Source organism: Photobacterium sp. DNB23_23_1 (assembly GCF_052873815.1).
The window spans coordinates 55,890-79,347 of sequence record NZ_JBNNXT010000009.1 but is presented as its reverse complement, the minus strand read 5'-3'; the positions used below and the strand labels follow the sequence as shown (position 1 = coordinate 79,347).

Here is a 23,458-nt window from a genome sequence, read left to right as displayed (position 1 = left end):
CCTCGCAAGAGACCTCACATCACCTTTTGTACTAAAGGGGTGAGTTGGCCGATGAGCCGGGTTCTGTCCCGCTTGCGCGGTGGTAACCATTCCTCTAGGCCTGCAATCACTCACAGGCTCAAGCAACCTACCCGTCCCCAACGCGGGCCACGCCATTAGGGACCTATTTGGTCTTGCTCCGGGTGGAGTTTACCGTGCCACGAACTATTACTAGCCGCGCGGTGCGCTCTTACCGCACCCTTTCACCCTTACCTGTGCACCACTCCGAAGAATGGGCCATCGGCGGTTTGCTCTCTGCTGCACTGGTCGTAGGCTCGCGCCTCCCAGACGTTATCTGGCACCCTGCCCTGTGGAGCCCGGACTTTCCTCCCCCCCGTCAGTCTCCCAAAGGACATCAACGAGGCAGCGGTTACCTTGGCCAACTCAGGCAGGCGATTGTATAGGACTTGGCTCACAGTTACCAGTGAAAAATCCTACAAAATCCAGAGGCGGTTGAAATAACAACAAGATGGCTATAGGCCATTAGTCGAGGTTTTCCAATCCCCACTTATACAGCGCGTTCTTCTTCACTCCGTGGATTTCTGCCGTAAGGGCCGCAGCCTTTTTCAATGGCAGCTCTTTAACCAGCAGACCCAGTGTACGCAGGGCATCAGCCGGCAGATCTTCTTTCTCGGCACGGTGGCCCGCAACCAGCAAGACCATCTCACCGCGGGTACGGTTGCTGTCTTCACCAAGCCAGTCGATCAACTCACCCAGCGGTGCGCCGTGAATTGTCTCGAAGGTTTTGGTCAACTCACGAGCCAAGACCACCTGACGCTCAGGACCCAGTACGGCCAACATATCAGCCAGAGAATCCGTGATACGGTGCGGTGACTCATAGAAAATCATCGTACGCTCGTCATCGGCCAGCTCCTGGAAACGGTCACGACGCCCCTTGCTCTTGGGTGGTAGGAAGCCTTCGAAGCTGAAACGATCAGACGGCAAGCCTGCACCGCTAAGCGCAGTAATAACCGCACAAGGCCCCGGCAGCGGGACAACTTTAACACCCGCCTGACGACAACGATTGACAAGATGGTATCCTGGATCACTGATCAGCGGCGTACCGGCATCGGACACAAGTGCGATACTGGTACCGGCCTGAAGTTTTTCGATCAGATAATCAGCTTTTTGCTGTTCATTGTGATCGTGAAGCGCAAAGGTGCGGGTCGAGATCGAAAAATGGGTCAGAAGGCGCGATGTATGTCGCGTATCCTCGGCGGCAATCAAATCGACATTTGCCAATACGTCCAATGCACGCTGCGTAATGTCCGCCAAATTACCGATTGGAGTAGGTACGATGTACAAAGTTGCGACATCTACCATGCATGAATTGGTCTCACTCATTTGTCTAAGATCTCATCTGCAATTAATATAGAGAGTAATTTGTCACAGTTGAATGAATTCAATGCTCAATTTTACCCATAAGCGTAAAAGTGTATCACGACTGTTAGCCCCTGTAGCCCTTGCCGTGCTTTTGGCAAGCTGTAGTACCTCTAACCAGCCTGTCGTGGCCACCGATATTACAGCTGCCGCTACTGATAGTGCAGCCAATTATCTGATCAAAGCCGAGTCAAGTGAAGGTGCCGAGAGCATCAACTGGAATATCCTGGCGCTCAAAGCGCTAATCAAGGAAGGCCAGTGGAGCCAAGCCAACCAACTTGCCACCCGCCTAGGCCGGATGAACATGGATCCGCTGCAGATGGCAGAATGGCAGTTAGCACGGGCGACCCTGGGCTATCAGCAAGGCCAGCCTAAGGCCGCCCTTGATTCACTGAACTTCCAGCCATGGTGGACCCTGGCCGACAGCCAGTACCTGCGCTACCACATGCTGCGGGCTGAGCTTTTCCGTCAGACCAACCAGCCGCTCAACGCAGCCCGTTCGCGTACCGCACTGGATCAGTACCTGAACAATGACCAGAAAGCCGCGAACTGGCAGAATCTGTGGCAGGACTTGTCCAACTACAGCAATAACCAGCTCCAATCCGTTACCCTTACCGGTGACGAAGAGGTTCTGCGTGGCTGGATCCAGCTGGCGGTGCTGAAAAACACTTACTCCCAGCGCCCAGTCAAACTCAAGGGCATGGTCGAAGATTGGCTGGCCAGTCACCCTTACCACCCGGCGAATCAATACCTGCCAACCGATCTGGACAGCATTATGTCGCTGGAAATAGCCCAGCTCGATAATGTTGCCCTGCTGCTGCCCCTCACCGGCCGTTTCGAGCAATCGGGCAAAGCGGTCCGCGATGGCTTTATCAATGCCATGCTTGACGACACCGGCCGTGAGGCACAAACCGAGCTGACCGTCTACGATACGGAAGCCGAAAGCATGGCAACGATTGTGGCCAAGCTCGAGCAAAGCGGCGTCGAGATGGTGATCGGTCCTCTGCGCAAAAACAAGATCACCGAGTTCCAGCGCTCCAACAGCAGCAACATTGCCCTGTTAGCCCTCAATGAACCAGATCCAAGCCAGTTGACCCAAGAGAATGCCTGCTACTTCTCTCTCTCTCCTGAGCAGGAAGCCGAGCAGGCTGCTCGCCACCTCTTTGCCAAGGGTCACCAATACCCGATGGTATTAGCTCCTGGCAACAGCTTTGGCGGACGTGTCAGCAATGCCTTTATCGAACAATGGCAGCAACTGACCGGCAATACACCGGCAACCCGCCAGTTCAGCTCGCGCAAGCAGATCCAGCAGGAGATTGCCGCGGTATTTGGTTTGACCGATAGCCAAGCCCGCATCAAGCAAATGCAGCAGGTACTGGGAATGGATCTTGAAGCCGAGCCACGTAGCCGCCGTGATACCGATGCGGTGTACCTGATCGCCAATGTCAACGAGCTGACCCTGCTCAAGCCGTTTATCGAAGTGGCCATCAACCCGGATGCCTCGCAACCGAAACTGTACGCCAGCTCACGCAGCTACCCGGATCGTGATGCCAACACATCAGAAATCCGCGGCATCGAGTTTAGCGATATCCCGCTACTTATTGATGCCAACCACAACTTCATGAACCGCTATGAAGAATTGTGGCCGGACAGCCAAAACACCGATGTCCGCCTTCATGCCTTCGGGATGGATGCCTACAAAATGGTGTCCGAGCTGCCACAGATGCGTGTGGTCGATAACTACACGACCCAGGGCAATACCGGCCAGCTCAGCCTGGATGACGAGTGTGTGATCCAACGTAAGCTTAGCTGGGCTATCTATACCGGGAACGGTATTGAGTCCGCTCAATAAGCGTCAGCAAGGGCAAACCTACGAGGCTATGGCCGAGCAGTATCTCTGCCGCCATGGCCTGCAATCTCACACCCGTAACTTCCAATGCCGCAACGGCGAAATAGACCTGATCATGCGCGATAAACAGTGCTGGGTCTTCGTCGAAGTTAAATTCCGTAAAAACAACCATTACGGTTCGGCCGCAGAAGCGGTAAACTGGCGCAAACAGCAACGCGTTAAGCGTGCAGCCTTATTTTGGCTTAAGAAAAATGGCTTCGCCATTGAACACACAGAGTTTCGATTTGATGTGGTATCGCTCGAAGGTATCCCCCCACAGATCGAATGGTTTACCAACATCCTAGTAGAAGGTTAATCCATGCTAGAGAGCATCAAAGAAAGTTTCACTGAAAGCATCCAAACCCAGATTGCCGCCGCCGAGGCTCTGCCAGACGCAATTTCCCAGGCAGCTCAGGTCATGGTGCAAAGCCTGCTCAATGGCAACAAAATCCTCTGCTGCGGTAATGGTGGTTCGGCTGCACACTCGCAGCATTTTGCTTCCTGCCTGATCAACCGCTTCGAGACCGAGCGTCCAAGCCTGCCAGCCCTTTCTCTTACGGCTGATACTACTACCCTGACGGCAGTGGCAAACGACTATCACCACGATGAAATTTTCTCTAAGCAAGTTAGGGCTCTAGGCCAGGCCGGCGATATCCTATTCGTACTGTCGACCAGCGGCAACAGCAAGAATATTATCAAGGCCATGGAAGCGGCCCTGACCCGAGATATGACTATTATTGCCCTGACCGGCAAAGACGGTGGCGAAATGGCAGGCCTGCTCGGTATCCAAGATGTCGAGATCCGCATTCCGTCACAGCGCACAGCCCGGATCCAGGAAGGGCAACTGTTGGTGGTCCATTGCCTGTGTGATCTGATCGACAAGGTCTTGTTCCCCCATCACGAAGGATAAGCTCAACAAGGAAGGTAAACCATGAACTGGCGTTCGCTATTTGTTCTCCTGCTGGCATTCGGCCTACAGGCTTGTGCCGCTTTAGACCCGGCTGACAACCGCTCGGTCACCCAGCAATGGCATGACCAAGAAATCGAAATGGAAGTCGGCGGTCTGGCCAACAAGCCGCCTTACCGACAGCATACCCGGGTAAATGCTATTGCCGTGGAAGGAAAAGTATTGCTGGTCGGCCAGGCTACCGATCAGGCCTACAGCCGCCAGCTCGAACAACAAGTGCGTGAGCTGAAAAACGTCAACACGGTATACAACCAGCTCCAGATCCGCCCATTACCCTTGATGGGTGAAGTCAGCAAAGACAGCTGGCTGACCACCAAGGTTAAGGCCCAGATCATCGGAAGCAAACAGTTGCGGGATGCGACCATCAAGGTAGTCACCGAAGGTCAGGAGGTGTTCCTGCTCGGCTATATCAGCCGTGAGCAGGGTAACGTTGCCGCCGATATCGCCCGCAATGTGTCTGGCGTAAAGAAAGTCGTTAAGGTGTTTGAATACCCTGAGGACTAAGGTTAGCGTCAAAAGAATGGACCCAGAAAAGAAAAACGCAGCGATAGCTGCGTTTTTTTATGCGTTGACTTCACCACGTTTACGGCGTGATTATTTCACTACGCGGAGGCTTGGGCGGCCACGAGGGCGCGGTGGCTCATCATCGGGTTCGGATTCAGATACAGCTTCAGTCACCGCCTCAACAGGCGCAAGCGCTTCCTGAGGTTGCTCTTCAACAATACCTTCCACCTCTTCAATGTCAGCCATATCAGTCGCATAAGCAGGCTCTGGCTCGAACATAGTGCCAGCACCGTTTTCGCGGGCATAGATAGCCATAGCGGCATAAAGCGGGACAATCACCGTATGAGGTCGGCCACTAAAGCGAGCACTGAAGCTGATAGCCTCGTTGCCCAGCTCCAAATTACCGACCGCACGCGGGGCAACGTTCAGGACAATTTGTCCATCACTGACAAATTCCATCGGAACCTTGACACCCGGTAGCGTTGCATCAACCACCAAGTGCGGGGTCAAGTCGTTATCTACCAGCCAATCATAGAAAGCGCGCAACAAATATGGTCTACGCGGTGTCATGTTGTCGATGTCCATCATTAATTGCCAGCCAAACGCATTTCGCGCTCTGCTTCAGTCAACGAGGCCAAGAACGAGTCACGCTCAAATACGCGAGTCATGTAGTTTTTGACTTCTTTGGCACCAGCACCAGTCAGCTCGATACCCATTTCAGGCAGACGCCACAACAGCGGTGCCAGGTAACAGTCAACCAAGCTGAACTCTTCGCTCATGAAGTAAGGGAACTCAGCAAATACTGGGGCAAGAGCCATCAGCTCTTCACGCAGTTGCTTACGCGCTTTATCAGCCTCGTCAGCTGTGCCGTTATTCACTTTCTCAGCCAATGTGTACCAGTTACGTTCGATACGGTACATCATCAAACGGCTGTTACCACGAGCAACAGGGTAAACAGGCATCAATGGCGGATGAGGGAAACGCTCATCCAAGTACTCCATAATGATACTTGCTTGGTAAAGTGCAAGCTCACGGTCAACCAAGGTCGGCACAGAGTTGTACGGGTTTAGGTCAAGCAAATCTTCCGGCAGGTTGTTTGGGTCAACCAGCTCAATTTCAACGCTTACACCTTTTTCTGCTAGTACGATACGCACCTGATGGCTGTAGATGTCAGAAGCATCAGAATACAGAGTCATCACCGAGCGTTTATTGGCAGCAACAGCCATTAACCCCTCCAGTATACTTAAATACACAAAAAGCAACGGGGGCACCGGCCCCCATTGCGAGATTCTAACCCACTAGATTACCTGATCAGTGGACATCACGCCAATATTCTTTCTTCAACAGTAATGTTAGTACAAAGAATATCACGATAAAGCCCATAACCCAGTAACCCATTCGCTGGCGTTCTAATTTCATTGGCTCTGCTGAATATTCGAGGAAATTGACGAGATCACGGACAGCCTCATCATATTCTTCATCGTTCAACTCACCCGTTCCATCAGATTCGATACCAACATATACCTGCACTTCTTCGCCATCAATCAGGCGGAATTCGTACACTTTGCTCGGCACACCTTGCAGCTCTTCCAGCACATGAGGCATACCCACGCTTGGGAAAACCACGTTGTTCACCCCAAACGGACGGCTAGGATCCGCATAGAATGAACGCAGGTAGGTATATAGCCAGTCACTGCCGCGAACTCGGGCCACCATGGTCAAGTCAGGTGCAGGCGCACCGAAAGACGCCGCGGCGTATTCAGTCGGGATCGCATTGATCATCAGATCACCAATCTTGGCTTCAGGATCAAACACCATGTTTTCCATCATCAGATCAGAGGGGATGCCAAAATCCGTTGCGACTCGTTCATAACGCTGGTATTGGGTCGCGTGACAACCGAAACAGTAGTTCATGAAGGTCTGGGCACCACGCTGCAGCGAAGCCTTATCCGTCAGATCATTGCCTGCTTTATCCAACGGCACCGATGGGCCCGCCGCCATAGCCAGAGACGGTAGCAGGGCAAATAGCATTACAATCAACGTCTTCATTTGAATGTTACCCTCTCTGGTAGCGGTTTGGTTGCTTCATTTTTGCTATAGAAGAACAGCAGAACGAAGAACATGAAATACGCAAAGCTGAAGATCTGCGCCATAAGGGTGTACGTCGGGGTTGCTGGCAGTGCCCCCAGAATACCCAATGCAACGAAGCTGATAGTGAACTGGACGATATTGGCCAGGTGAAGCTTGCTGCGATAGCGGTATGAACGCACCTTACAGCGATCCAGCCATGGCAGTAGGAACAGCACAACAATCGAGGCTCCCATCGCAATAACACCCAGCAGCTTGTCCGGTACCGCACGCAAGATGGCGTAGAACGGAGTGAAATACCAAACCGGTGCAATGTGCTCAGGGGTCTTCAGCGGGTTGGCCGCTTCAAAGTTAGGTGGCTCAAGGAAGTAGCCGCCCATCTCTGGGTTGAAAAAGATCACGTAACTGAACAGGAAGGCAAACACCGCCACACCCACCATATCTTTCACCGTCCCGTAAGGATGGAAAGGGATAGAGTCGATAATGTCGTACTTCTTGCTGTAGTAAGAGTGGAACGGGAACTGGGTCTTATAGTCTTCCCCCTTGCTGCCTTTAGGTAACTTGGTTTCGATACCGTCCGGGTTGTTTGAGCCCACTTCGTGCAATGCGAGAATGTGTAGTACAACCAGCAGTAGCAGCACGATTGGCAGCGCAATAACGTGAAGGGCGAAGAAGCGGTTCAGTGTCGCACCGGAGATCACGTAGTCACCACGGATCCACAATGTCAGATCATCGCCGATCACTGGAATGGCACCAAACAGCGAAATAATAACCTGCGCCCCCCAGTAAGACATCTGGCCCCATGGCAATAGGTACCCCATAAAGGCTTCGGCCATTAACACCAAGAAGATCAGCATCCCGAACAGCCACAACAGCTCACGAGGTTTCTGGTAAGAGCCGTAGATCAAGCCACGGAACATATGCAGGTAAACCACGACAAAAAATGCCGAAGCCCCCGTCGAGTGCATGTAACGAAGTAGCCACCCGTACTCAACATCACGCATGATGTATTCTATCGAGGCAAAAGCCCCGTCGCCGGAAGGCACGTAGTTCATTGTCAGCCAGATCCCGGTAATGATCTGGTTGACCAACACCAGCATGGCCAAAGAGCCAAAGATATACCAGAAGTTGAAGTTCTTCGGCATTGGGTACTCTGACAAATGCTTCTTATAGGCATTCATCACTGGCAGGCGTTTTTCAAACCATCCAAGTAATGCATCCATTAGGCATTCTCCTCGTCCTGACCAACCACAATGGTATTATCATCCAGGAATGTATGAGGTGGCACCACCAGGTTCAATGGCGCTGGCACCCCAGCAAAAACCCGGCCCGCCATATCAAATTTCGACCCGTGGCATGGGCAGAAAAATCCAGACGAAATACCATTGACCTGCTCACTGAAGGTATTAGGTAAATAGGTAGGTGAACAGCCTAGGTGGGTACAAATACCGACGGCTAAAAAGATTTCAGGTTTAACTGAACGAAATTCATTCTGGGCATATCCGGGCTGCTGAGGTTCCGCCGAAGACGGATCACGAAGCTGGCCGTCATGGCCACCCAATTCTTTCAAAACAGCGTCGCTACGGCGGACCACCCAAACAGGTTTACCACGCCACTCGACGCGAACCATTTGGCCTTCTTCCAACTTACTGATATCAACTTCAACTGGTGCTCCCGCGGCTTTTGCTCTCGCGCTCGGGTTCCATGATTTGATAAAAGGCACGGCTACAGCGGCTGCACCCAAGCCTCCAACAACCGAAGTCGTCGCAGTCAGGAAGCGGCGTCGGCCGTTACTTACTGGCGCATTGCTCATCCAACATTCTCCCATGTGCTCCCGCTCTGGATTATTATTATGTCCTTGTGCGTCCCTGGAGCTTACGGCTAACTTTCAACGGAAAGAAACAACAGCTCCCTTCCAACCCGGAAGGCCAAAATGGTGATACAAAGCTGTTGCTTATCACGCCAAATGATAAATAAAACCCCACTTTTTGACAAGACAAAGCTACCTTTTCGCAACAAATGTGAGAGGTATGTTCTTTTTGTTATTTTTAATAGTACAAAAGGCTGTTGTATAGCTAATTTAAACTGCTAAAAGGATCAAAGAAAGGCGCGGATATACCGCTAAGCACGGAGGAAATGTTGCTTAGATGTGACGAAACAGGCGGATAATTCAGATAATAAAAAAGCCCAACCCGAAGGTTGAGCTTTTGCACACAGTTTCCAGAATAAATTCTGAAGCGTAAAATTAACGCTTAGAGAACTGTGGACGACGACGTGCTTTACGTAGACCAACTTTCTTACGTTCAACTTTACGTGCATCACGAGTTACATAACCCGCTGCGCGTAGTGCTGGACGTAGAGTTTCATCGTATTCCATAAGTGCACGAGTGATACCGTGACGGATAGCACCAGATTGACCAGTAATACCACCACCTTTAACAGTGATGTATAGGTCAAGCTTCTCAAGCATTTCTACTAGCTCTAGAGGCTGACGAACAACCATGCGAGCAGTTTCGCGACCGAAGTATTCTTCGATGCTACGCTTGTTGATTACGATGTTGCCAGTACCCGGTTTAATGAAAACACGAGCAGCTGAGCTCTTGCGGCGACCAGTGCCGTAGTATTGATTCTCTGCCATTGTCATCTTCCCCAATTAGATGTCTAGAACTTTAGGCTGTTGTGCAGCGTGATTGTGCTCAGTACCTGCGTAAACTTTCAGTTTACGGTACATAGCACGGCCTAGAGGACCTTTAGGAAGCATGCCTTTAACAGCAGTTTCAATAATCATCTCTGGTTTCTTGTCAAGAAGTTTCTCGAAGCTGATAGACTTCAGACCACCGATGTAACCAGTGTGGCGGTGGTACATCTTGTCAGTGCGCTTAGCACCAGTTACTGCAACTTTTTCAGCGTTGATAACTACGATGTAGTCACCAGTGTCAACGTGCGGAGTGTATTCCGGCTTGTGCTTACCACGTAGACGAGATGCGATTTCAGTTGCTAGACGACCAAGAGTTTTACCTTCAGCGTCAACAACATACCAGTCACGTTTTACTGTTTCTGGTTTAGCAACGAAAGTTTTCATGCTAATTATTACCCAAAATTAAATAGTTTCACTTTACAGGAGCAGTATGCTCCCTCTGTACAGAGCCCCAGTCATAACCCCTTCGAGTAGTTGGCACTCCCGGCTTTTGCCGTTACAGGTACGGTGGGTCGCAAGATTATAGGGAAGGGTGGAGAAAAAATCACCTTTTTTTGAAAAAAAATTACGATTTTTTCACTTGACGGGGCTAAGGCCCAAAACTAAAAGTTATCAGCCTCTATTTAGAGCCTTTTTTACAACAATGACCAACCCCTACCTCAGCGGCATTATGGCAGGTGCGCACTGGCTAAATAGTCGTGGCTCTGCATTTCGATCAGTCGTGAACAGCAACGCTTAAACTCGAAAGCCAACCTTTCGCCCTGATACAATTGCGCCAAGCCCACTTCGGCAGAAATAATCAATTTGACGTTGCGTTCGTAGAATTCATCGACAAGGGCGATAAAGCGCCGGGCTGTATCGCTGTCGTCCTCAACCATCTGCGTCACCCCAGACAACAAGACAGTATGGTAGATCTGCGACAGCTCCATATAATCACTCTGGCTACGGGCAGTTTGGCACAGGGTGGAGAAATCAAAATGGATCACCCCCTCTCCTTCATGCCGGATCGGCAGGGCCCGGTTATTGATCTCAATCGTCCCCCCCACTCGATGCTCGCCAGCGGCCAACTGCTCGAAATAATGCAGCATATTGTGTTCAGCCTGTTCGTCTAGCGGGAAATGGTATATTTCAGCCTGCTCCAGCGTTCGCAACCGGTAATCAATTCCAGAGTCCACATTCACCACTTCGCAGTGGGTCTTAATAAGTTCAATAGCAGGAAGGAAGCGGGCTCGCTGTAGGCCATTTCGGTAAAGCTCATCGGGGGGAATATTCGACGTTGCCACCAACGTGATACCCCGGCGGAACAGGGCTTCGAACAGGGTACCAAGGATCATCGCATCGGTAATATCTGAGACAAAAAACTCATCAAAGCAAATAATATCGGTTTCAACACAAAACCGTTCGGCGACAACTTCCAGCGGATCCGACTGCTGCTCCAGCTGTTTCAGCTCCTGGTGAACCCGGTGCATGAAACGGTGAAAATGGACCCGCATCTTGCGTTTTGTCGGTAGGCAGTCATAAAACGTATCGACCAGATACGTCTTGCCACGCCCTACCCCGCCCCAGAAATAGAGCCCTTTTACCGGTGCTGCAGGCTCAGCCGGACGGCGCATCAAACGATCAGCCCAGCTTCTTTGTGGTACAGCCCGTGGGGCCTGAAGCCGGTGATAGAGGTCATCAAGGTGGCCTACGGCCATCGCCTGAGCCGGATCGGCAACAAAGTCGCTGCGCTCAAGGTCGTGTTGATATTTTTGTTGTGGGGTCATCCTTGTTAAGCCCAAACCGTCATTATCCATGTGCGAGATAGTACCATGCTGCTCCATGTACATGTATAGTATCTAAACAAGTTGATGAGCAGATGAAGTTGGTGATCTATTCAGCACCAATTAAATCTCAGTGTTATACAACAGGGATGATGATAAGCGTTTACCGTTTCCCCCGCAGGTACGCCTGCCCCACGGTGCCGTTATCCCCCTGTCCCCATAAAAGAGCAAAAGGAGTTTTTCATGGCTTGGATTTATGCGCTGTTGATTTTCATTGCCGGTGCCATTGTCGGTGCCTTTGCCACGCGGCTGAGCAATAAAGGCTTGAAGCAGCAAAAAGAACTGAAAAAAGAGCTAGAGAAGTCAAAATATGAACTCGAGCAGTTCCGTCAGGAGCTGGTTGACCATTTCGCCCAGAGCTCAGATCTGCTGGATAACATCGCCAAAGACTACAGCAAGCTTTACGAACACATGGCGAAAACATCGACCGAGCTGATGCCGAACCTACCGGCTCAAGATAACCCATTTGCCCGCCGAATCAGTACACTGGAAGCGGTGAAAGACACCAAAGAAGCTCAGGACGAACAGCCACGCGATTACGCCAATGGTGCTACGGGCCTGCTAAAAGACCAAAAACCAGAACCCGTTGCCGACGAGCTAAAGCCTGAAACTGAAGAGTCAAAGGCGAGCTAAAAAAATCTTAGGAACTAAACACCCGTTTTCAAGTCTGAGATAAAGCAGGTATATCAACATACTAGGAAGTGTGCCTGCACTTGGACTTGAAAATCGGAGTTTAGTCATAATGAAAAAAACAATACTTGTTTTAAGCGCCCTGACCATCGGTATCAGCTCTGTTATTACCCCAGTGACGGCAACAGCCGCCCTTCCCCAGTCAGTTAACAACCAGCAGATGCCCAGCCTAGCCCCAATGCTAGAGCAAGTTACCCCTGCAGTCGTCAGCATTGCCGTTGAAGGTAAGCAAGTATCCAAACAGCGTTTACCCGAAACATTCCGCTTCTTTTTCGGCCCAGACTTTCCTGAAGAACAAATTCGAGAGCGCCCTTTCCGCGGTTTAGGCTCGGGAGTGATTGTCGACGCCGACAAAGGCTATATCGTTACCAACCACCATGTAATCGGTGGTGCAGACAAGATCATGGTCCAGCTACATGATGGACGAGAGGTCACCGCCGAACTGATCGGTAGCGATGAAATGTCGGATATCGCCCTGCTCAAGCTGAAAGACGCCAGCGACCTGACCCAAATAAAACTAGCCGACTCCGACAGACTGCGCGTCGGCGACTTTGCCGTCGCCATCGGTAACCCATTCGGCCTCGGCCAAACAGTCACCTCCGGGATCATCTCAGCCCTTGGCCGCAGCGGACTGAATATCGAAAACTTCGAAAACTTCATCCAGACCGATGCCGCCATCAACAGCGGTAACTCTGGCGGTGCCCTGGTCAATCTCAACGGCGAACTGATCGGCATCAATACTGCAATCCTCGGCCCCAATGGCGGCAATGTCGGGATTGGCTTTGCTATCCCGGTCAACATGGTGAAAAACCTGACCGAGCAAATCCTCGAATTTGGCGAAGTCAAACGCGGTATCCTTGGCGTACAAGGCGGTGAGCTGACCTCCGAGCTAGCTGAAGCTTTTGGCTACGAGACCAACCATGGCGCCTTCATCAACCAGGTGATGCCTGACTCCGCTGCCGAGAAAGCGGGCTTAAAAGCCGGGGATATCATCGTATCGGTTAATGGTAAGCAGATCCGCACCTTTGGTGAGCTGAGAGCTAAAATCGCCACCCTGGGTGCAGGCAAAGGTGTGACGCTGGGTATTGTCCGTGACGGCAAAGAAATAGATGTCACCGCTAAGCTGCAGGAAAGCTCCGCCAACAAGGTAAAAGCAGAGAGTTTACATGAGGGTCTGGCCGGTGCTGAGTTCGCCAATACCACATCGAGTGATGGTGCCAAAGGTGTCAAGGTCACTAGTCTGCAGGAGAACTCCGAAGCTGCCCGTTTTGGCCTGCAAGAAGGGGACATTATCCTCGGCGTCAATCGACAAGCCGTCCGTAATCTGGGTGAGCTGAGAAAAGCCCTTGATAAAAAACCGAGTGTACTGGCCCTTGAGGTCAAACGAGACAACAGCGTCCTTTATCTTATCATCCGCTAACCCGCCCCACAGGCAGCCGGCCTGCCCGGCTGCCATATGCCTTTTCTCCCACCACGGAACCAGCTTAGTTCCGACTAAACTTTCATTCATTTATTCAATAAAATACACAGCCAACATTTGGTATCTTGTCTAAGGTAATGATACCCTCTTCGATTATTATCAGTAGTTTATTCACTCAAGGGAGCGAACATGCTGGCTTTTTTGGCTAGATCCATTTTGCTTGGTGTCGTGACAGCCATCGCCCTGCTGCTTATCTTCCCTGCCCTTCGCACCCAAATGTTCGATACGCCTCAGGTATTGGCCCCGGTTGAAGTTAACCAGACCCAAGTTTCTTTTAACTATGCCGTTCGCCGCGCTTCCCCGGCAGTCGTGAATATCTACAACCGCCGCTACAATGCCGAAGACCGCCTGCAACTTAGCACCCAAGGCTTGGGCTCGGGCGTGATCATGAGCGACAAAGGTTATATCGTCACCAACTATCATGTTGTGGCAGAAGCCGATCAAGTTATTGTTGCGCTGCAGGACGGCCGTATCCTCACCGCCCAACTGATCGGTAAAGATCAGCGTACCGATTTGGCGGTGTTGAAAATCCAAGCCGATAATTTACCGGTGATCCCAACCAGTCCTGACTACCGTCCCGCCGTCGGTGATGTGGTGCTGGCAATCGGCAACCCATACAACCTGGGCCAGACCACCACTTACGGGATCATCTCCGCTACCGGCCGCTCGGGAATGAGCTTCTATGGCCGGCAGGACTTCTTACAAACCGATGCAGCCATTAACGAAGGCAACTCTGGTGGTGCCCTAGTCAATACCCGCGGCGAGCTTGTCGGGATCAATACGGCTTCCTTCCAACAGACAACGGATATTGAAACCTACGGTATCTCGTTTGCGATTCCCTATGAGCTAACCCAGAAAATCATGGATAAGCTGATTGCCGACGGGCGGGTTATTCGCGGCTATATTGGCTTGGAAGCGCGGGATATCAACCCTGTCATGGCAAGGCTATATGATGCCGAGCAGATCAGCGGGATCATCGTTATGGGTATGGATCCTAACGGCCCGGCCGCCAACGCTGGCTTCAAAGTGCAGGATATCTTGATAGAGATTGACGGTAAACGGATCACTGACCGCCGTAACGTACTGGATGTCGTTACCGAACTCCGCCCAGGTACTGAAGTCGAGATGAAAGTACTACGCAACGGCAAGCCGACTAACCTGACAGTGAAAATTGGTGATGAACCAAGTGGGTATTAAAAACTCAGGCCAGGGGCGATAGGCTATACGGTCCGAAAAAAAGACACAAAAAAACCAGCCGAAAGGCTGGTTTTTTTATGTCATTCAAACGGTAATTATCATTACTCGCTAAAACGCTCGATGTTCATGCCTAAGGCACTGAACTTGTCTTCAATATGCTCGTAGCCGCGGTCGATGTGATAGATACGATCAACTATCGTCTCACCTTTCGCGATGCTACCGGCAATCACTAGGCTGGCAGAGGCACGCAAGTCCGTGGCCATTACCTGAGCACCGCTCAGGCCATCGGTATCACCACAGATCACCGTGTTGCCTTCGATTTCTGCATGAGCACCCATACGGATCAGCTCAGGGATATGCATGAAACGGTTTTCGAAGATCGTTTCAGTAATGATCCCCGTTCCTTTCGCCATCAAATTCAACAACGAGAACTGCGCCTGCATGTCTGTTGGGAAACCTGGATGCGGCGCCGTGCGGATATTAACGGCTTTTAGCTCACGGTCAGTCATGTCTAAGCTGATCCAGTCATCACCGGTTTCAACCTTAGCGCCGGCTTCTTCAAGCTTGGCCAACGCCGCTTCCATCAATGATGGACGGGCATTGCGACACATGATCTTACCGCCAGAGACAGCAGCAGCAACCAAGAATGTACCGGTTTCGATACGGTCAGCGACGACTTCGTGGTAGCCGCCACCCAAACGCTCAACACCTTCGATAGTGATGGTATCGGTCCCGGCACCAGTAATCTTCGCACCCAGCGTATTGAGAAAATCAGCCGTATCGACAATTTCCGGCTCGCGGGCCGCATTTTCGATAACGGTTGTGCCTTCGGCCAGTGTTGCCGCAGACATGATAGTCACGGTCGCACCCACGCTGACTTTATCCATCACAATATGGGCACCTTTCAGGCGACCATCAACCGAGGCTTTCACATAACCTTCTTCCAAGGTGATTTCTGCACCTAGCTGCTCAAGGCCGTGGATATGTAGATCCACAGGACGAGCACCAATTGCACAGCCGCCCGGCAGAGACACCTGGCCTTGACCGAAACGAGCCACTAGCGGGCCCAGCGCCCAAATTGATGCACGCATGGTTTTCACCAACTCATACGGCGCACAGAACTCATTGACCGGGCCTGCATCCACATGGACTGAACCATTTCGGGAGACTTTGGCGCCCAAGCGGCTCAGTAGTTCCATGGTGGTGTCGATGTCACGTAACTTTGGCACATTCGCGACTTCTACCGGCTCTTCGGCCAATAGGGCTGCGAACAAAATAGGCAATGCTGCATTCTTAGCACCAGAAATGGAGACTTCGCCACTCAATGGGCCACCGCCCTGGATTCGAAACTTCTGCATCATTACCTCTTAAGACAGGGACATCAATTTTTTGTCACGCGCCCATTCTTCAGGCGTGTACGTTTTGATGCTCAACGCATGAATTTCATTCGCTGCGATCTGCCCCATCAGCGGGCCGTAGATAGCCTGCTGTTTTTTAACACGGTTCATACCTTCAAATATGGCGCCAACGGCAATCACTTCGTAGTGGCTGCCATCGCTCTTGACGATCACTTCGTCAAGTTCCAGAGCATTTTCTAGAATATTCTTAATTTCAGAGATTTCCACAAGCTATCCTCTTTCGCTGCTCATTCAATGCAAGCAGCTAACATTGACTCAACGTGACTCAGACGAAGCAGCGTGACAAGCTGCTCTGGCACATTCAATATTTTCAGCTCAGCCCCATTCAGGCTCAGCTGTTGGTATACGTGCAGCAACATCACCATGCCAGCAGAGTCGATCCGCCCAACCGCCGCCAGATCAAGCTGTACAGCGCTATCTTGCGGCATCCATTCATGGCGTTGCTGCCAAAAAGCTGGAACTGTGTCACGTTCCAATGCCCCTGACAAGCGGTAAAGACCATTTTCCTGAGCTTGCCACCCAATCTTTTGCTTAGTCATTGTTTTCTGACTCACGACGGATTGGCTTGGCCGCTAAGCGCTTCAGATCTTGGGTCACAGCATCAACACCCTGGCTGCGCAGCTGACCACTCCACTCACTCTGTTTAGTCGAGATCATGCTGACCCCTTCAGCCACCATATCAAAGCCTTGCCATTCGCCAATTTTCTTGTTCTTACGTAACTTGAAATCCAGACGGATAGGTGGGCGCTTGGTATCAACAATATCTACACGGACAGACACCACAGTGCGATTGTCCGGGATCGATTTTGGCGACTCGATTTCAATGTCCTGATCCGTATACTGGGTCAGCACTTGAGCATAAGAGGCAACCAGGTAGTCAGTGAACGCGGCCACAAAGTTATTACGCTGCTGCTCCGTGGTTTTTTTCAAGTTAGGACCCAATACCTTATAAGCGGCATAGCGAGTATTGATATAAGGCAGCAACTCTTGCTGCACGATGGTGCGCAAACGTTCAGGATTTTGCTGGATCGAACTCTGCTCCGACTTCAAGCGGGCAAACGTTGCCTTCGATACCTGCTCCATCATAGTGTAGGGGTTGCTCTTGTCGACCACAGCAGCCTGCGAAACCAGCGGCAAGCAGATAAACATCATAAGTACATAACGAAACCATTTCATAAGTGTGCTCTCTTAGTTACTGTCTTCACCGATGCTATACAACACCTGGCCAATCATATCTTCCAAAACGAGTGCGGATCGGGTGTCCTCAATCAAACCACCATCTGTAAGCATCTCAATGCCTTCATCAACAAAGCCAGGGGAAATCCCAAGGTACTGCTCGCCCAATAGGCCAGAGGTCAAAATGGCGGCCGAGCTCGTCTCAGGGAAATACCCAAATTTTTTCTCTATCGCCAGGGTCACCACCGGCACATAGGTTTCCGCTTCTAAACTAATCTTAGTGATTTTCCCCACCGTCACCCCACCAACCTTGATCGGCGAGCGAACTTTCAAGCCGCCAATATTGTCGAAATGCGCCTCAAGGGTATAGGTGTCCGATCCCCCCAAGTTCTGTACATCGGCAACCTTGAAGATCAACACCAGTAGGGCTGCAAAGCCAGCCAATACAAAGCTGCCTACCCATAATTCTAGTTTTTTCGCTTGCTGCATCAGTTTTTTCCCTGTTGTATTACCGCATTGCGGCTTTATCAGTTGCCAAACATCATGGCGGTAAGGACGAAATCCAAGCCCAGCACAGCCAAAGACGAATTCACCACGGTACGGGTCGTTGCCCGACTGATCCCTTCGGATGTCGGTGCCGCATCGTACCCATTAAATACCGCAATCCATGTGACGGTAATGGCAAACACCACAGACTTGATAATGCTGTTACCAATATCGTAACCAAGGTCGACCGAAGACTGCATCACCGACCAGAAGCTGCCGTAATCAATCCCTTTCCAATCTACGCCTACCAGCTGACCGCCCCAGATACCGACAGCGCAGAACAGCATCGTCAGCAGCGGCAACGAAATGACACCGGCCCAAAAACGCGGTGCAATCACCAGACGTAGAGGATCAACGGCCATCATTTCCATACTCGACAGCTGCTCGGTGGTTTTCATCAAGCCAATTTCAGCCGTCAATGCCGAGCCAGCCCGTCCGGCGAACAGCAAAGCGGTCACCACCGGCCCCAACTCTCGCAGCAAAGACAAAGCAACCATTTGGCCAAGGCTGGTTTCGGCCCCGAAGTCCACCAGCACAATATAACCTTGCAGACTCAAAACCATGCCGATGAACAGGCCTGAAACCAAAATAATCGCTACCGACAGCACACCGACCGAATACAGCTGTCGCAGCAACAGCGGGAACATCCTGCCAGGTTGAGGCCGACTAACCAGCGCGCCGTAAAGTACCAGTGTTGCCCGGCCCATAGTCTGGAATATATCCAGCGCCCGCCGGCCCTGACGGGAAACAAACTCAGTGATCATGCTTGCTGCTCCTTGCCATCACTCGCAAACAAATCCTGCTCCATTGGCAAGGCAGGATAGCGGAACGGCACCGGCCCATCGGCGTAGCCATCAATAAACTGGCGAATACGTGGATCGGGATTATCCAATAGCTGCTGCGGCGTGCCCTGACCAATAATCTGGCTACCAGAAAGAATATAGACATGATCGGCAATACTCATTACCTCAGGCACATCGTGGGAAACAATCACCGATGTAATACCGAGCGCCAGGTTAAGATCGCGGATCAGCTTTACGATCACGCCCATAGTAATCGGGTCTTGGCCGGCAAAAGGTTCATCGTACAAAATAAGATCGGGGTCAAGGGCTATCGCCCTTGCCAGTGCGGCCCGCCGGGCCATACCACCAGAGAGTTCACTCGGCGTTAGCTGAGCTGCTCCTCTAAGACCAACGGCCTCAAGTTTGAGCAGTACCAAGGTACGCAACAAATCTTCCGGTAACTCTGTATGCTCGCGCAGCGGAAAGGCCACATTGTCAAACACCGTCATGTCAGTGAACAACGCCCCGGACTGGAATAACATGCTCATTTTCTTGCGTGCTTGATACAGCTCGCTTCGGCTAAGGGTTGGTATATTCCAGCCGTCGAACCAGATATCGCCGCTATCCGGTAAGATCTGTCCCCCAATAAGCCGTAGCAAGGTGGTCTTTCCGATCCCTGAGGGCCCCATGATCGCCGTCACTTTGCCCTTCGGCACATCCAGCGACACATCATCGAAGATTTTCCGCTCACCACGGGAGAAAGTCATATGCCGGATGGAAACCAACGCTTCTGTCTGCTCCATAGTTACCTTATTTTGGCCGTCCTGCCTGTCCAATTACCCACCTGCTATCATAACAAGCGACATTATATGAATAGAATTAATTAGTTATCTTTATGTCTTTGATGATAGGTAGAATATGCTAGCAACTCAAGAGATGAACTGTAAGAAGTCTGTGATTTCTCGGTCCGGTTGACAATTACAGTGTACGCCAAGCCCAAAACGCCTCCCCTCTTTGAGTCGGATCCGTCCCGCCCTGTTCAGGCTCTTCGCCAAGGACATAAAAATCCTCCTCTATTAATCAATTTCTCACCCCTTTTGCTTTCTTTTTCATGACCGAACCGTCAAAATTGGTCTCTTATATTTATCACCCCCAATTGGATCACAGTCCCACACCCGGCATGCAGTAGTGATTCAATCCAGCACACTTTTACAAAAGGGATAACAATGCTCGAAGCCATCGTGTTTCTCTGTATCGGCCTAACCTTACTGGTATGGAGCGCAGATCGACTTGTTTATGGCGCTGCGGCGCTTGCTAAAAATTTTGGTGTTACACCACTTGTCATTGGCATGACTATCCTTGCCATGGGCTCTTCCGCCCCTGAAATGATGGTCTCGGCAACCGCTGCTCTGGACGGCAAAACAGACACCGCTGTCGGAAATGTGCTGGGCTCAAATATCGCCAATATTGCCCTTATCCTCGGTATTACTGCACTGATCAAGCCGCTGTCTATAAGCTCTGGTATCATCCGCCGCGAACTGCCGTTAATGATGACTGTGACCCTTGTCGCTGGTGTGCTGCTGTGGGATAACCACCTTGGCTTCTTTGAAGGTGTTCTTCTCGTTGTCCTGTTTGTTCTCTTTTTGCTAGCAATGCTGAAAATCAGCCGTAATGCCAAAGCAACCGGTGGCGATCCACTTGTTGAAGAGCAAGAGTCAGAGATCCCAGACGGTGTCAGCAACCCAAAGGCCATCATGTGGACTCTGATTGGTTTGGTTCTACTCCCTTTTGCTGCGAGTATGCTGGTTGATTCGGCCGTGACCATTGCCAAATTTTTCGGCATGAGCGATCTGGTGATCGGCCTGACGATTATTGCCATTGGTACCAGCTTGCCTGAATTGGCGGCGTCTGTTGCCAGTCTGTTCAAAGGCGAAGATGACATGGCCGTCGGTAATATTATCGGTTCCAACGTCTTCAATATTCTGGCAGTAATGGGGATCCCAGGGCTACTTAACCCATCAAACCTAAGCCCGCTAGCAATGGGGCGTGACTACTACGTCATGCTGGGTGTATCAGTATTGTTGGTACTAATGGCTCTTGGAAAGCGTCGTCGAATCAACCGGGTAGAAGGTTTCATCCTGCTGGCAACGTTTATCGCCTATCAAGGTTATCTGTTTTATAATCTAGCGGCCTAATGGAGAGGAATAGTATGTCTACAGCGTTTGATTATTGCGAAATTGGCCGTAAAGTTATTGAAATTGAAGCCGATGCGCTCAAAGGGCTAACCCATTATATTAATGGTAGCTTCACTGAGGCTTGTCAATTGATCAGCAACAGCAATGGCAAAGTTATTGTCATGGGGATGGGGAAATCCGGTCATATTGGAAATAAAATGGCGGCGACCCTAGCCAGTACTGGCACACCCGCCTTTTTTGTCCACCCAGGAGAAGCCAGTCATGGCGACTTGGGAATGATCGAGAAAGGCGATGTGGTGCTTGCGATTTCCAACTCTGGAGAGGCGTCTGAAATCCTGACCCTGCTGCCTGTGATCAAACGCTTGGGCATTCCACTGATCAGCATGACCGGCAAGCCGGAATCCAGTATGGCAAAGCTGTCGCAGATCCACTTGCAGATCACCGTCAACAAAGAAGCGTGCCCGCTCAACCTGGCACCGACATCCAGCACTACCGCAACGTTGGCGATGGGCGATGCTCTGGCCATCGCCTTGATGGAGGCCCGCGGTTTTACTGCTGACGACTTCGCCCTATCCCACCCGGGGGGCGCACTGGGCCGTAAATTACTGCTACGTATCAGTGATATCATGCACACCGGTGAACGTCTGCCGGCAGTCAGTGAGCAAGCGCTGATCAAAGATGCCTTATTGGAAGTCTCTCGCAAAGGCTTGGGAATGACGGCTATCATTGATAAAGAGCAGCAACTGCTTGGTATCTTTACCGATGGTGATCTTCGTCGCCTGCTGGATAACCGTGTTGATATCCACAACACGGCTATCGGCGAGGTGATGACCCGCAACCCAGTGACAATCCGCGCTGACGTGCTTGCTGCCGAAGGCCTGAAATTGATGGAAGATCGCAAAATAAGTGGCATTCTAGTAACCGATAACGGTGTATTGGTCGGCGCGCTAAACATGCATGATCTACTGAAAGCGGGAGTGATGTAATGCAAATAGAGACCCTATACGGCCCAGTCAGCCAAGCTGTATTTTCCCATGCCCGCACTATTCAGCTACTGATCTGCGATGTTGACGGTGTCTTTTCTGACGGCCGTATCTACATGGGCAATGATGGCGAAGAGCTAAAAACATTCCATACCCGCGATGGCTATGGCGTTAAATCCTTGATGGGGGCCGGTATCGAAGTGGCCATTATCACCGGCCGCAAATCAGCAATTGTCGAAAACAGGATGTCGGCTTTGGGTATCAAGCATGTCTATCAGGGGCAGGATAATAAATTAGCCGCCTACGAAGACATCGTTGCCAACCTAGGCATCGCTCCGGAAAACACCGCCTATATTGGCGATGATCTGATTGATTGGCCGGTAATGGAAAAAATCGGTCTTTCCGTCTGTGTTGCCGACGGCCATCCCCTATTAGCCCAGCGTGCAGACTTTGTCACCCGTATCCAGGGTGGATTCGGTGCCGTTCGCGAAGTGTGTGATCTGATCCTTGAAGCCCGAGGGGAATTGGACAAACATAAAGGCTTAAGTATATGACCTTACAGCGGCTACTCTATGCACTGTTGATTGTCATCTGTGCATGGACAGGCTATTACCTGCTTGAAAAGCACTGGGCAGAGGACATCCAAGTTGCCCCGGATGCAGAGAAACCGATTTTCACTGGCAAGTCTGTTGTCAATACGTCCTACAATGAGTCAGGGCTGCGCAGCTACCAGATCGATGCCGATTACCTTGAGTACTTTAGCCAGAGCGGCAATACAGACTTTATCGAGCCAGTGTTGTGGGTCTATAAAGACGGCAGTGAAACCGAATGGCGGATCAGCTCCAATGAAGCACGGCTGGACAAAAAGCATATCTTGCAAATGACCGGTAATGTTCGTATTTTCAACTTGTTGCCTGACTCAGCTGTTCGCGTTATCCAAACCGACACCTTGCGGCTGGATTTGGTTAGCAAGGACTTCGACACGCCGGATCATGTCATTATTACCGGTGATTCCTTCCAAAACGAAGGAACAGGCATGAAAGGCAACATGGACCGTAACATCGCCACCTTATTAAATAATGTAAAAGGTAGATATGAAGCGCTATAAATTAATGACCCTGCTCTGCCTGTGCCTGAGCACAACCAGCTGGGCACTGAGTAATGACACCGAGCAGCCTATCTATATCGACTCAGACAACCAAGAGTTAGATATTCAGAAGAATATCGTTACCTTCACCGGCAATGTCATCCTACGCCAAGGCAGTATTGATATCCGTGCCGACAAAGTGGTAGTCACTCGCCCTGGCGGTCAGGAAGGTAAAGAAACCATTGATGCTTTCGGCAATCCGGCGACATTCCACCAGCTGATGGATGACGGCAAGCCAATTGATGGCTCCGCCAAAAAAATGCGCTATGAGACTGCCACCGAATTCCTCAAGATGACCGACGAAGCGGTTCTGATCCAGGAAGGCAGCGAAATTAAAGGTAACGTGATCAGCTACCGCATCGACCAGCAGAAGTTGGTGGCCGAAAGCGGCAAGAAACAGCGCGTCACGACAATCCTTCAGCCGAACCAGTTGAACAACGACAAGAAGTAACCATGC

Annotated in this window: 28 protein-coding genes and 1 other RNA gene; 12 read left to right on the top strand and 17 right to left on the bottom strand. The window is 51.1% G+C overall.

Annotation, left to right across the window (positions count from 1 at the left end; genetic code table 11):
• Nucleotides 1–36: 36 nt before the first annotated feature.
• Nucleotides 37–426: RNase P RNA component class A (gene rnpB / locus ACVA53_RS08205), an RNA gene on the bottom strand.
• A gap of 96 nt (nt 427–522) precedes the next feature.
• The gene (gene rsmI, locus ACVA53_RS08200; protein ID WP_255040791.1) at nt 523–1,383 is read right to left on the bottom strand and encodes a 16S rRNA (cytidine(1402)-2'-O)-methyltransferase; all 861 of its coding nucleotides are present in this window, start codon (nt 1,381–1,383) and stop codon (nt 523–525) included.
• Nucleotides 1,384–1,444: 61 nt separating this feature from the next.
• On the opposite strand from rsmI, the gene ACVA53_RS08195 reads away from it, so the two are divergent.
• From ACVA53_RS08195 to ACVA53_RS08180, 4 genes are read left to right on the top strand one after another with little or no spacing between them, the layout of a single operon-like run.
• Entirely contained in the window at nt 1,445–3,271 is a 1,827-nt protein-coding gene (locus ACVA53_RS08195) for a penicillin-binding protein activator (RefSeq protein ID WP_255040790.1), read from the top strand.
• Nucleotides 3,255–3,623, top strand: a complete 369-nt coding sequence (locus tag ACVA53_RS08190; RefSeq protein ID WP_255040789.1) for a YraN family protein — start codon at nt 3,255–3,257, stop codon at nt 3,621–3,623. The genes ACVA53_RS08195 and ACVA53_RS08190 overlap by 17 nt, the downstream gene beginning before the upstream one ends.
• 3 nt (nt 3,624–3,626) lie before the next feature.
• The gene (locus tag ACVA53_RS08185; protein WP_107350038.1) at nt 3,627–4,217 is read left to right on the top strand and encodes a phosphoheptose isomerase; all 591 of its coding nucleotides are present in this window, start codon (nt 3,627–3,629) and stop codon (nt 4,215–4,217) included.
• Nucleotides 4,218–4,238: 21 nt separating this feature from the next.
• On the top strand, nt 4,239–4,778 hold the full coding sequence (locus ACVA53_RS08180; RefSeq protein WP_255040788.1) for a BON domain-containing protein: 540 nt from the start codon (nt 4,239–4,241) through the stop codon (nt 4,776–4,778).
• Between the two features lie 90 nt (nt 4,779–4,868).
• Here ACVA53_RS08180 and sspB read toward each other — a convergent pair whose 3' ends face one another.
• The 8 genes from sspB to zapE form a co-directional block, all read right to left on the bottom strand.
• Nucleotides 4,869–5,363: a ClpXP protease specificity-enhancing factor gene (sspB, locus tag ACVA53_RS08175; protein ID WP_255040848.1), complete on the bottom strand. Its 495-nt coding sequence runs from the start codon at nt 5,361–5,363 to the stop codon at nt 4,869–4,871.
• Between the two features lie 2 nt (nt 5,364–5,365).
• Nucleotides 5,366–6,004, bottom strand: a complete 639-nt coding sequence (gene sspA / locus ACVA53_RS08170; protein WP_107350041.1) for a stringent starvation protein SspA — start codon at nt 6,002–6,004, stop codon at nt 5,366–5,368.
• Nucleotides 6,005–6,089: 85 nt separating this feature from the next.
• The gene (locus ACVA53_RS08165; RefSeq protein WP_446504870.1) at nt 6,090–6,827 is read right to left on the bottom strand and encodes a cytochrome c1; all 738 of its coding nucleotides are present in this window, start codon (nt 6,825–6,827) and stop codon (nt 6,090–6,092) included.
• On the bottom strand, nt 6,824–8,089 hold the full coding sequence (locus tag ACVA53_RS08160; protein ID WP_255040786.1) for a cytochrome b: 1,266 nt from the start codon (nt 8,087–8,089) through the stop codon (nt 6,824–6,826). Before ACVA53_RS08160 ends, ACVA53_RS08165 begins: the two co-directional genes overlap by 4 nt.
• A complete protein-coding gene (gene petA / locus ACVA53_RS08155) occupies nt 8,089–8,679 on the bottom strand; it encodes a ubiquinol-cytochrome c reductase iron-sulfur subunit (protein WP_255040785.1) in 591 nt (196 codons plus the stop codon). Before petA ends, ACVA53_RS08160 begins: the two co-directional genes overlap by 1 nt.
• Before the next feature lie 432 nt (nt 8,680–9,111).
• Entirely contained in the window at nt 9,112–9,504 is a 393-nt protein-coding gene (rpsI, locus tag ACVA53_RS08150; RefSeq protein WP_107350045.1) for a 30S ribosomal protein S9, read from the bottom strand.
• Between the two features lie 15 nt (nt 9,505–9,519).
• A complete protein-coding gene (rplM, locus tag ACVA53_RS08145; protein ID WP_255040784.1) occupies nt 9,520–9,948 on the bottom strand; it encodes a 50S ribosomal protein L13 in 429 nt (142 codons plus the stop codon).
• A 284-nt stretch (nt 9,949–10,232) separates the two neighbouring features.
• Nucleotides 10,233–11,330, bottom strand: a complete 1,098-nt coding sequence (gene zapE / locus ACVA53_RS08140; RefSeq protein WP_255040847.1) for a cell division protein ZapE — start codon at nt 11,328–11,330, stop codon at nt 10,233–10,235.
• A 240-nt stretch (nt 11,331–11,570) separates the two neighbouring features.
• Between zapE and zapG the strand changes: the two genes are divergently transcribed.
• The 3 genes from zapG (at nt 11,571) to degS (ending at nt 14,754) form a co-directional block, all read left to right on the top strand.
• Nucleotides 11,571–12,020, top strand: coding sequence for a Z-ring associated protein ZapG (zapG, locus tag ACVA53_RS08135; RefSeq protein WP_255040783.1), 450 nt, complete (start codon nt 11,571–11,573; stop codon nt 12,018–12,020).
• 109 nt (nt 12,021–12,129) lie between these two features.
• Nucleotides 12,130–13,497 carry a Do family serine endopeptidase gene (locus ACVA53_RS08130; protein WP_255040782.1) on the top strand — a complete coding sequence of 456 codons (1,368 nt, stop codon included), beginning with the start codon at nt 12,130–12,132 and terminating at the stop codon, nt 13,495–13,497.
• A gap of 189 nt (nt 13,498–13,686) precedes the next feature.
• A complete protein-coding gene (gene degS / locus ACVA53_RS08125) occupies nt 13,687–14,754 on the top strand; it encodes an outer membrane-stress sensor serine endopeptidase DegS (RefSeq protein ID WP_255040781.1) in 1,068 nt (355 codons plus the stop codon).
• Nucleotides 14,755–14,855: 101 nt separating this feature from the next.
• Here degS and murA read toward each other — a convergent pair whose 3' ends face one another.
• The 7 genes from murA to mlaF are packed head-to-tail and all read right to left on the bottom strand — an operon-like array spanning nt 14,856 to nt 19,479.
• On the bottom strand, nt 14,856–16,112 hold the full coding sequence (murA, locus tag ACVA53_RS08120) for a UDP-N-acetylglucosamine 1-carboxyvinyltransferase (protein ID WP_255040780.1): 1,257 nt from the start codon (nt 16,110–16,112) through the stop codon (nt 14,856–14,858).
• A gap of 9 nt (nt 16,113–16,121) precedes the next feature.
• Nucleotides 16,122–16,379 (bottom strand): BolA family iron metabolism protein IbaG, encoded by a 258-nt coding sequence (gene ibaG, locus ACVA53_RS08115; RefSeq protein ID WP_255040779.1) that lies wholly within the window; start codon nt 16,377–16,379, stop codon nt 16,122–16,124.
• Between the two features lie 20 nt (nt 16,380–16,399).
• Nucleotides 16,400–16,711, bottom strand: coding sequence for an STAS domain-containing protein (locus ACVA53_RS08110; protein ID WP_446504869.1), 312 nt, complete (start codon nt 16,709–16,711; stop codon nt 16,400–16,402).
• On the bottom strand, nt 16,704–17,348 hold the full coding sequence (gene mlaC / locus ACVA53_RS08105) for a phospholipid-binding protein MlaC (RefSeq protein WP_255040777.1): 645 nt from the start codon (nt 17,346–17,348) through the stop codon (nt 16,704–16,706). Before mlaC ends, ACVA53_RS08110 begins: the two co-directional genes overlap by 8 nt.
• Nucleotides 17,349–17,360: 12 nt before the next feature.
• A complete protein-coding gene (gene mlaD, locus ACVA53_RS08100; RefSeq protein ID WP_255040776.1) occupies nt 17,361–17,837 on the bottom strand; it encodes an outer membrane lipid asymmetry maintenance protein MlaD in 477 nt (158 codons plus the stop codon).
• Nucleotides 17,838–17,875: 38 nt separating this feature from the next.
• Nucleotides 17,876–18,658 (bottom strand): lipid asymmetry maintenance ABC transporter permease subunit MlaE, encoded by a 783-nt coding sequence (gene mlaE, locus ACVA53_RS08095; RefSeq protein WP_255040775.1) that lies wholly within the window; start codon nt 18,656–18,658, stop codon nt 17,876–17,878.
• Complete coding sequence (gene mlaF / locus ACVA53_RS08090; RefSeq protein WP_446504868.1) at nt 18,655–19,479, bottom strand: phospholipid ABC transporter ATP-binding protein MlaF; 825 nt, start codon at nt 19,477–19,479, stop codon at nt 18,655–18,657. Before mlaF ends, mlaE begins: the two co-directional genes overlap by 4 nt.
• 423 nt (nt 19,480–19,902) lie before the next feature.
• On the opposite strand from mlaF, the gene ACVA53_RS08085 reads away from it, so the two are divergent.
• The 5 genes from ACVA53_RS08085 to lptA are packed head-to-tail and all read left to right on the top strand — an operon-like array spanning nt 19,903 to nt 23,452.
• Complete coding sequence (locus tag ACVA53_RS08085) at nt 19,903–20,871, top strand: calcium/sodium antiporter (protein ID WP_255040773.1); 969 nt, start codon at nt 19,903–19,905, stop codon at nt 20,869–20,871.
• A 14-nt stretch (nt 20,872–20,885) separates the two neighbouring features.
• Nucleotides 20,886–21,857, top strand: a complete 972-nt coding sequence (locus tag ACVA53_RS08080) for a KpsF/GutQ family sugar-phosphate isomerase (protein ID WP_446504867.1) — start codon at nt 20,886–20,888, stop codon at nt 21,855–21,857.
• Complete coding sequence (gene kdsC / locus ACVA53_RS08075; protein ID WP_446504866.1) at nt 21,857–22,408, top strand: 3-deoxy-manno-octulosonate-8-phosphatase KdsC; 552 nt, start codon at nt 21,857–21,859, stop codon at nt 22,406–22,408. Before ACVA53_RS08080 ends, kdsC begins: the two co-directional genes overlap by 1 nt.
• The gene (gene lptC / locus ACVA53_RS08070) at nt 22,405–22,962 is read left to right on the top strand and encodes an LPS export ABC transporter periplasmic protein LptC (protein WP_446504865.1); all 558 of its coding nucleotides are present in this window, start codon (nt 22,405–22,407) and stop codon (nt 22,960–22,962) included. Before kdsC ends, lptC begins: the two co-directional genes overlap by 4 nt.
• Nucleotides 22,949–23,452, top strand: coding sequence for a lipopolysaccharide transport periplasmic protein LptA (gene lptA / locus ACVA53_RS08065; RefSeq protein ID WP_446504864.1), 504 nt, complete (start codon nt 22,949–22,951; stop codon nt 23,450–23,452). Before lptC ends, lptA begins: the two co-directional genes overlap by 14 nt.
• Nucleotides 23,453–23,458 lie beyond the last annotated feature (6 nt).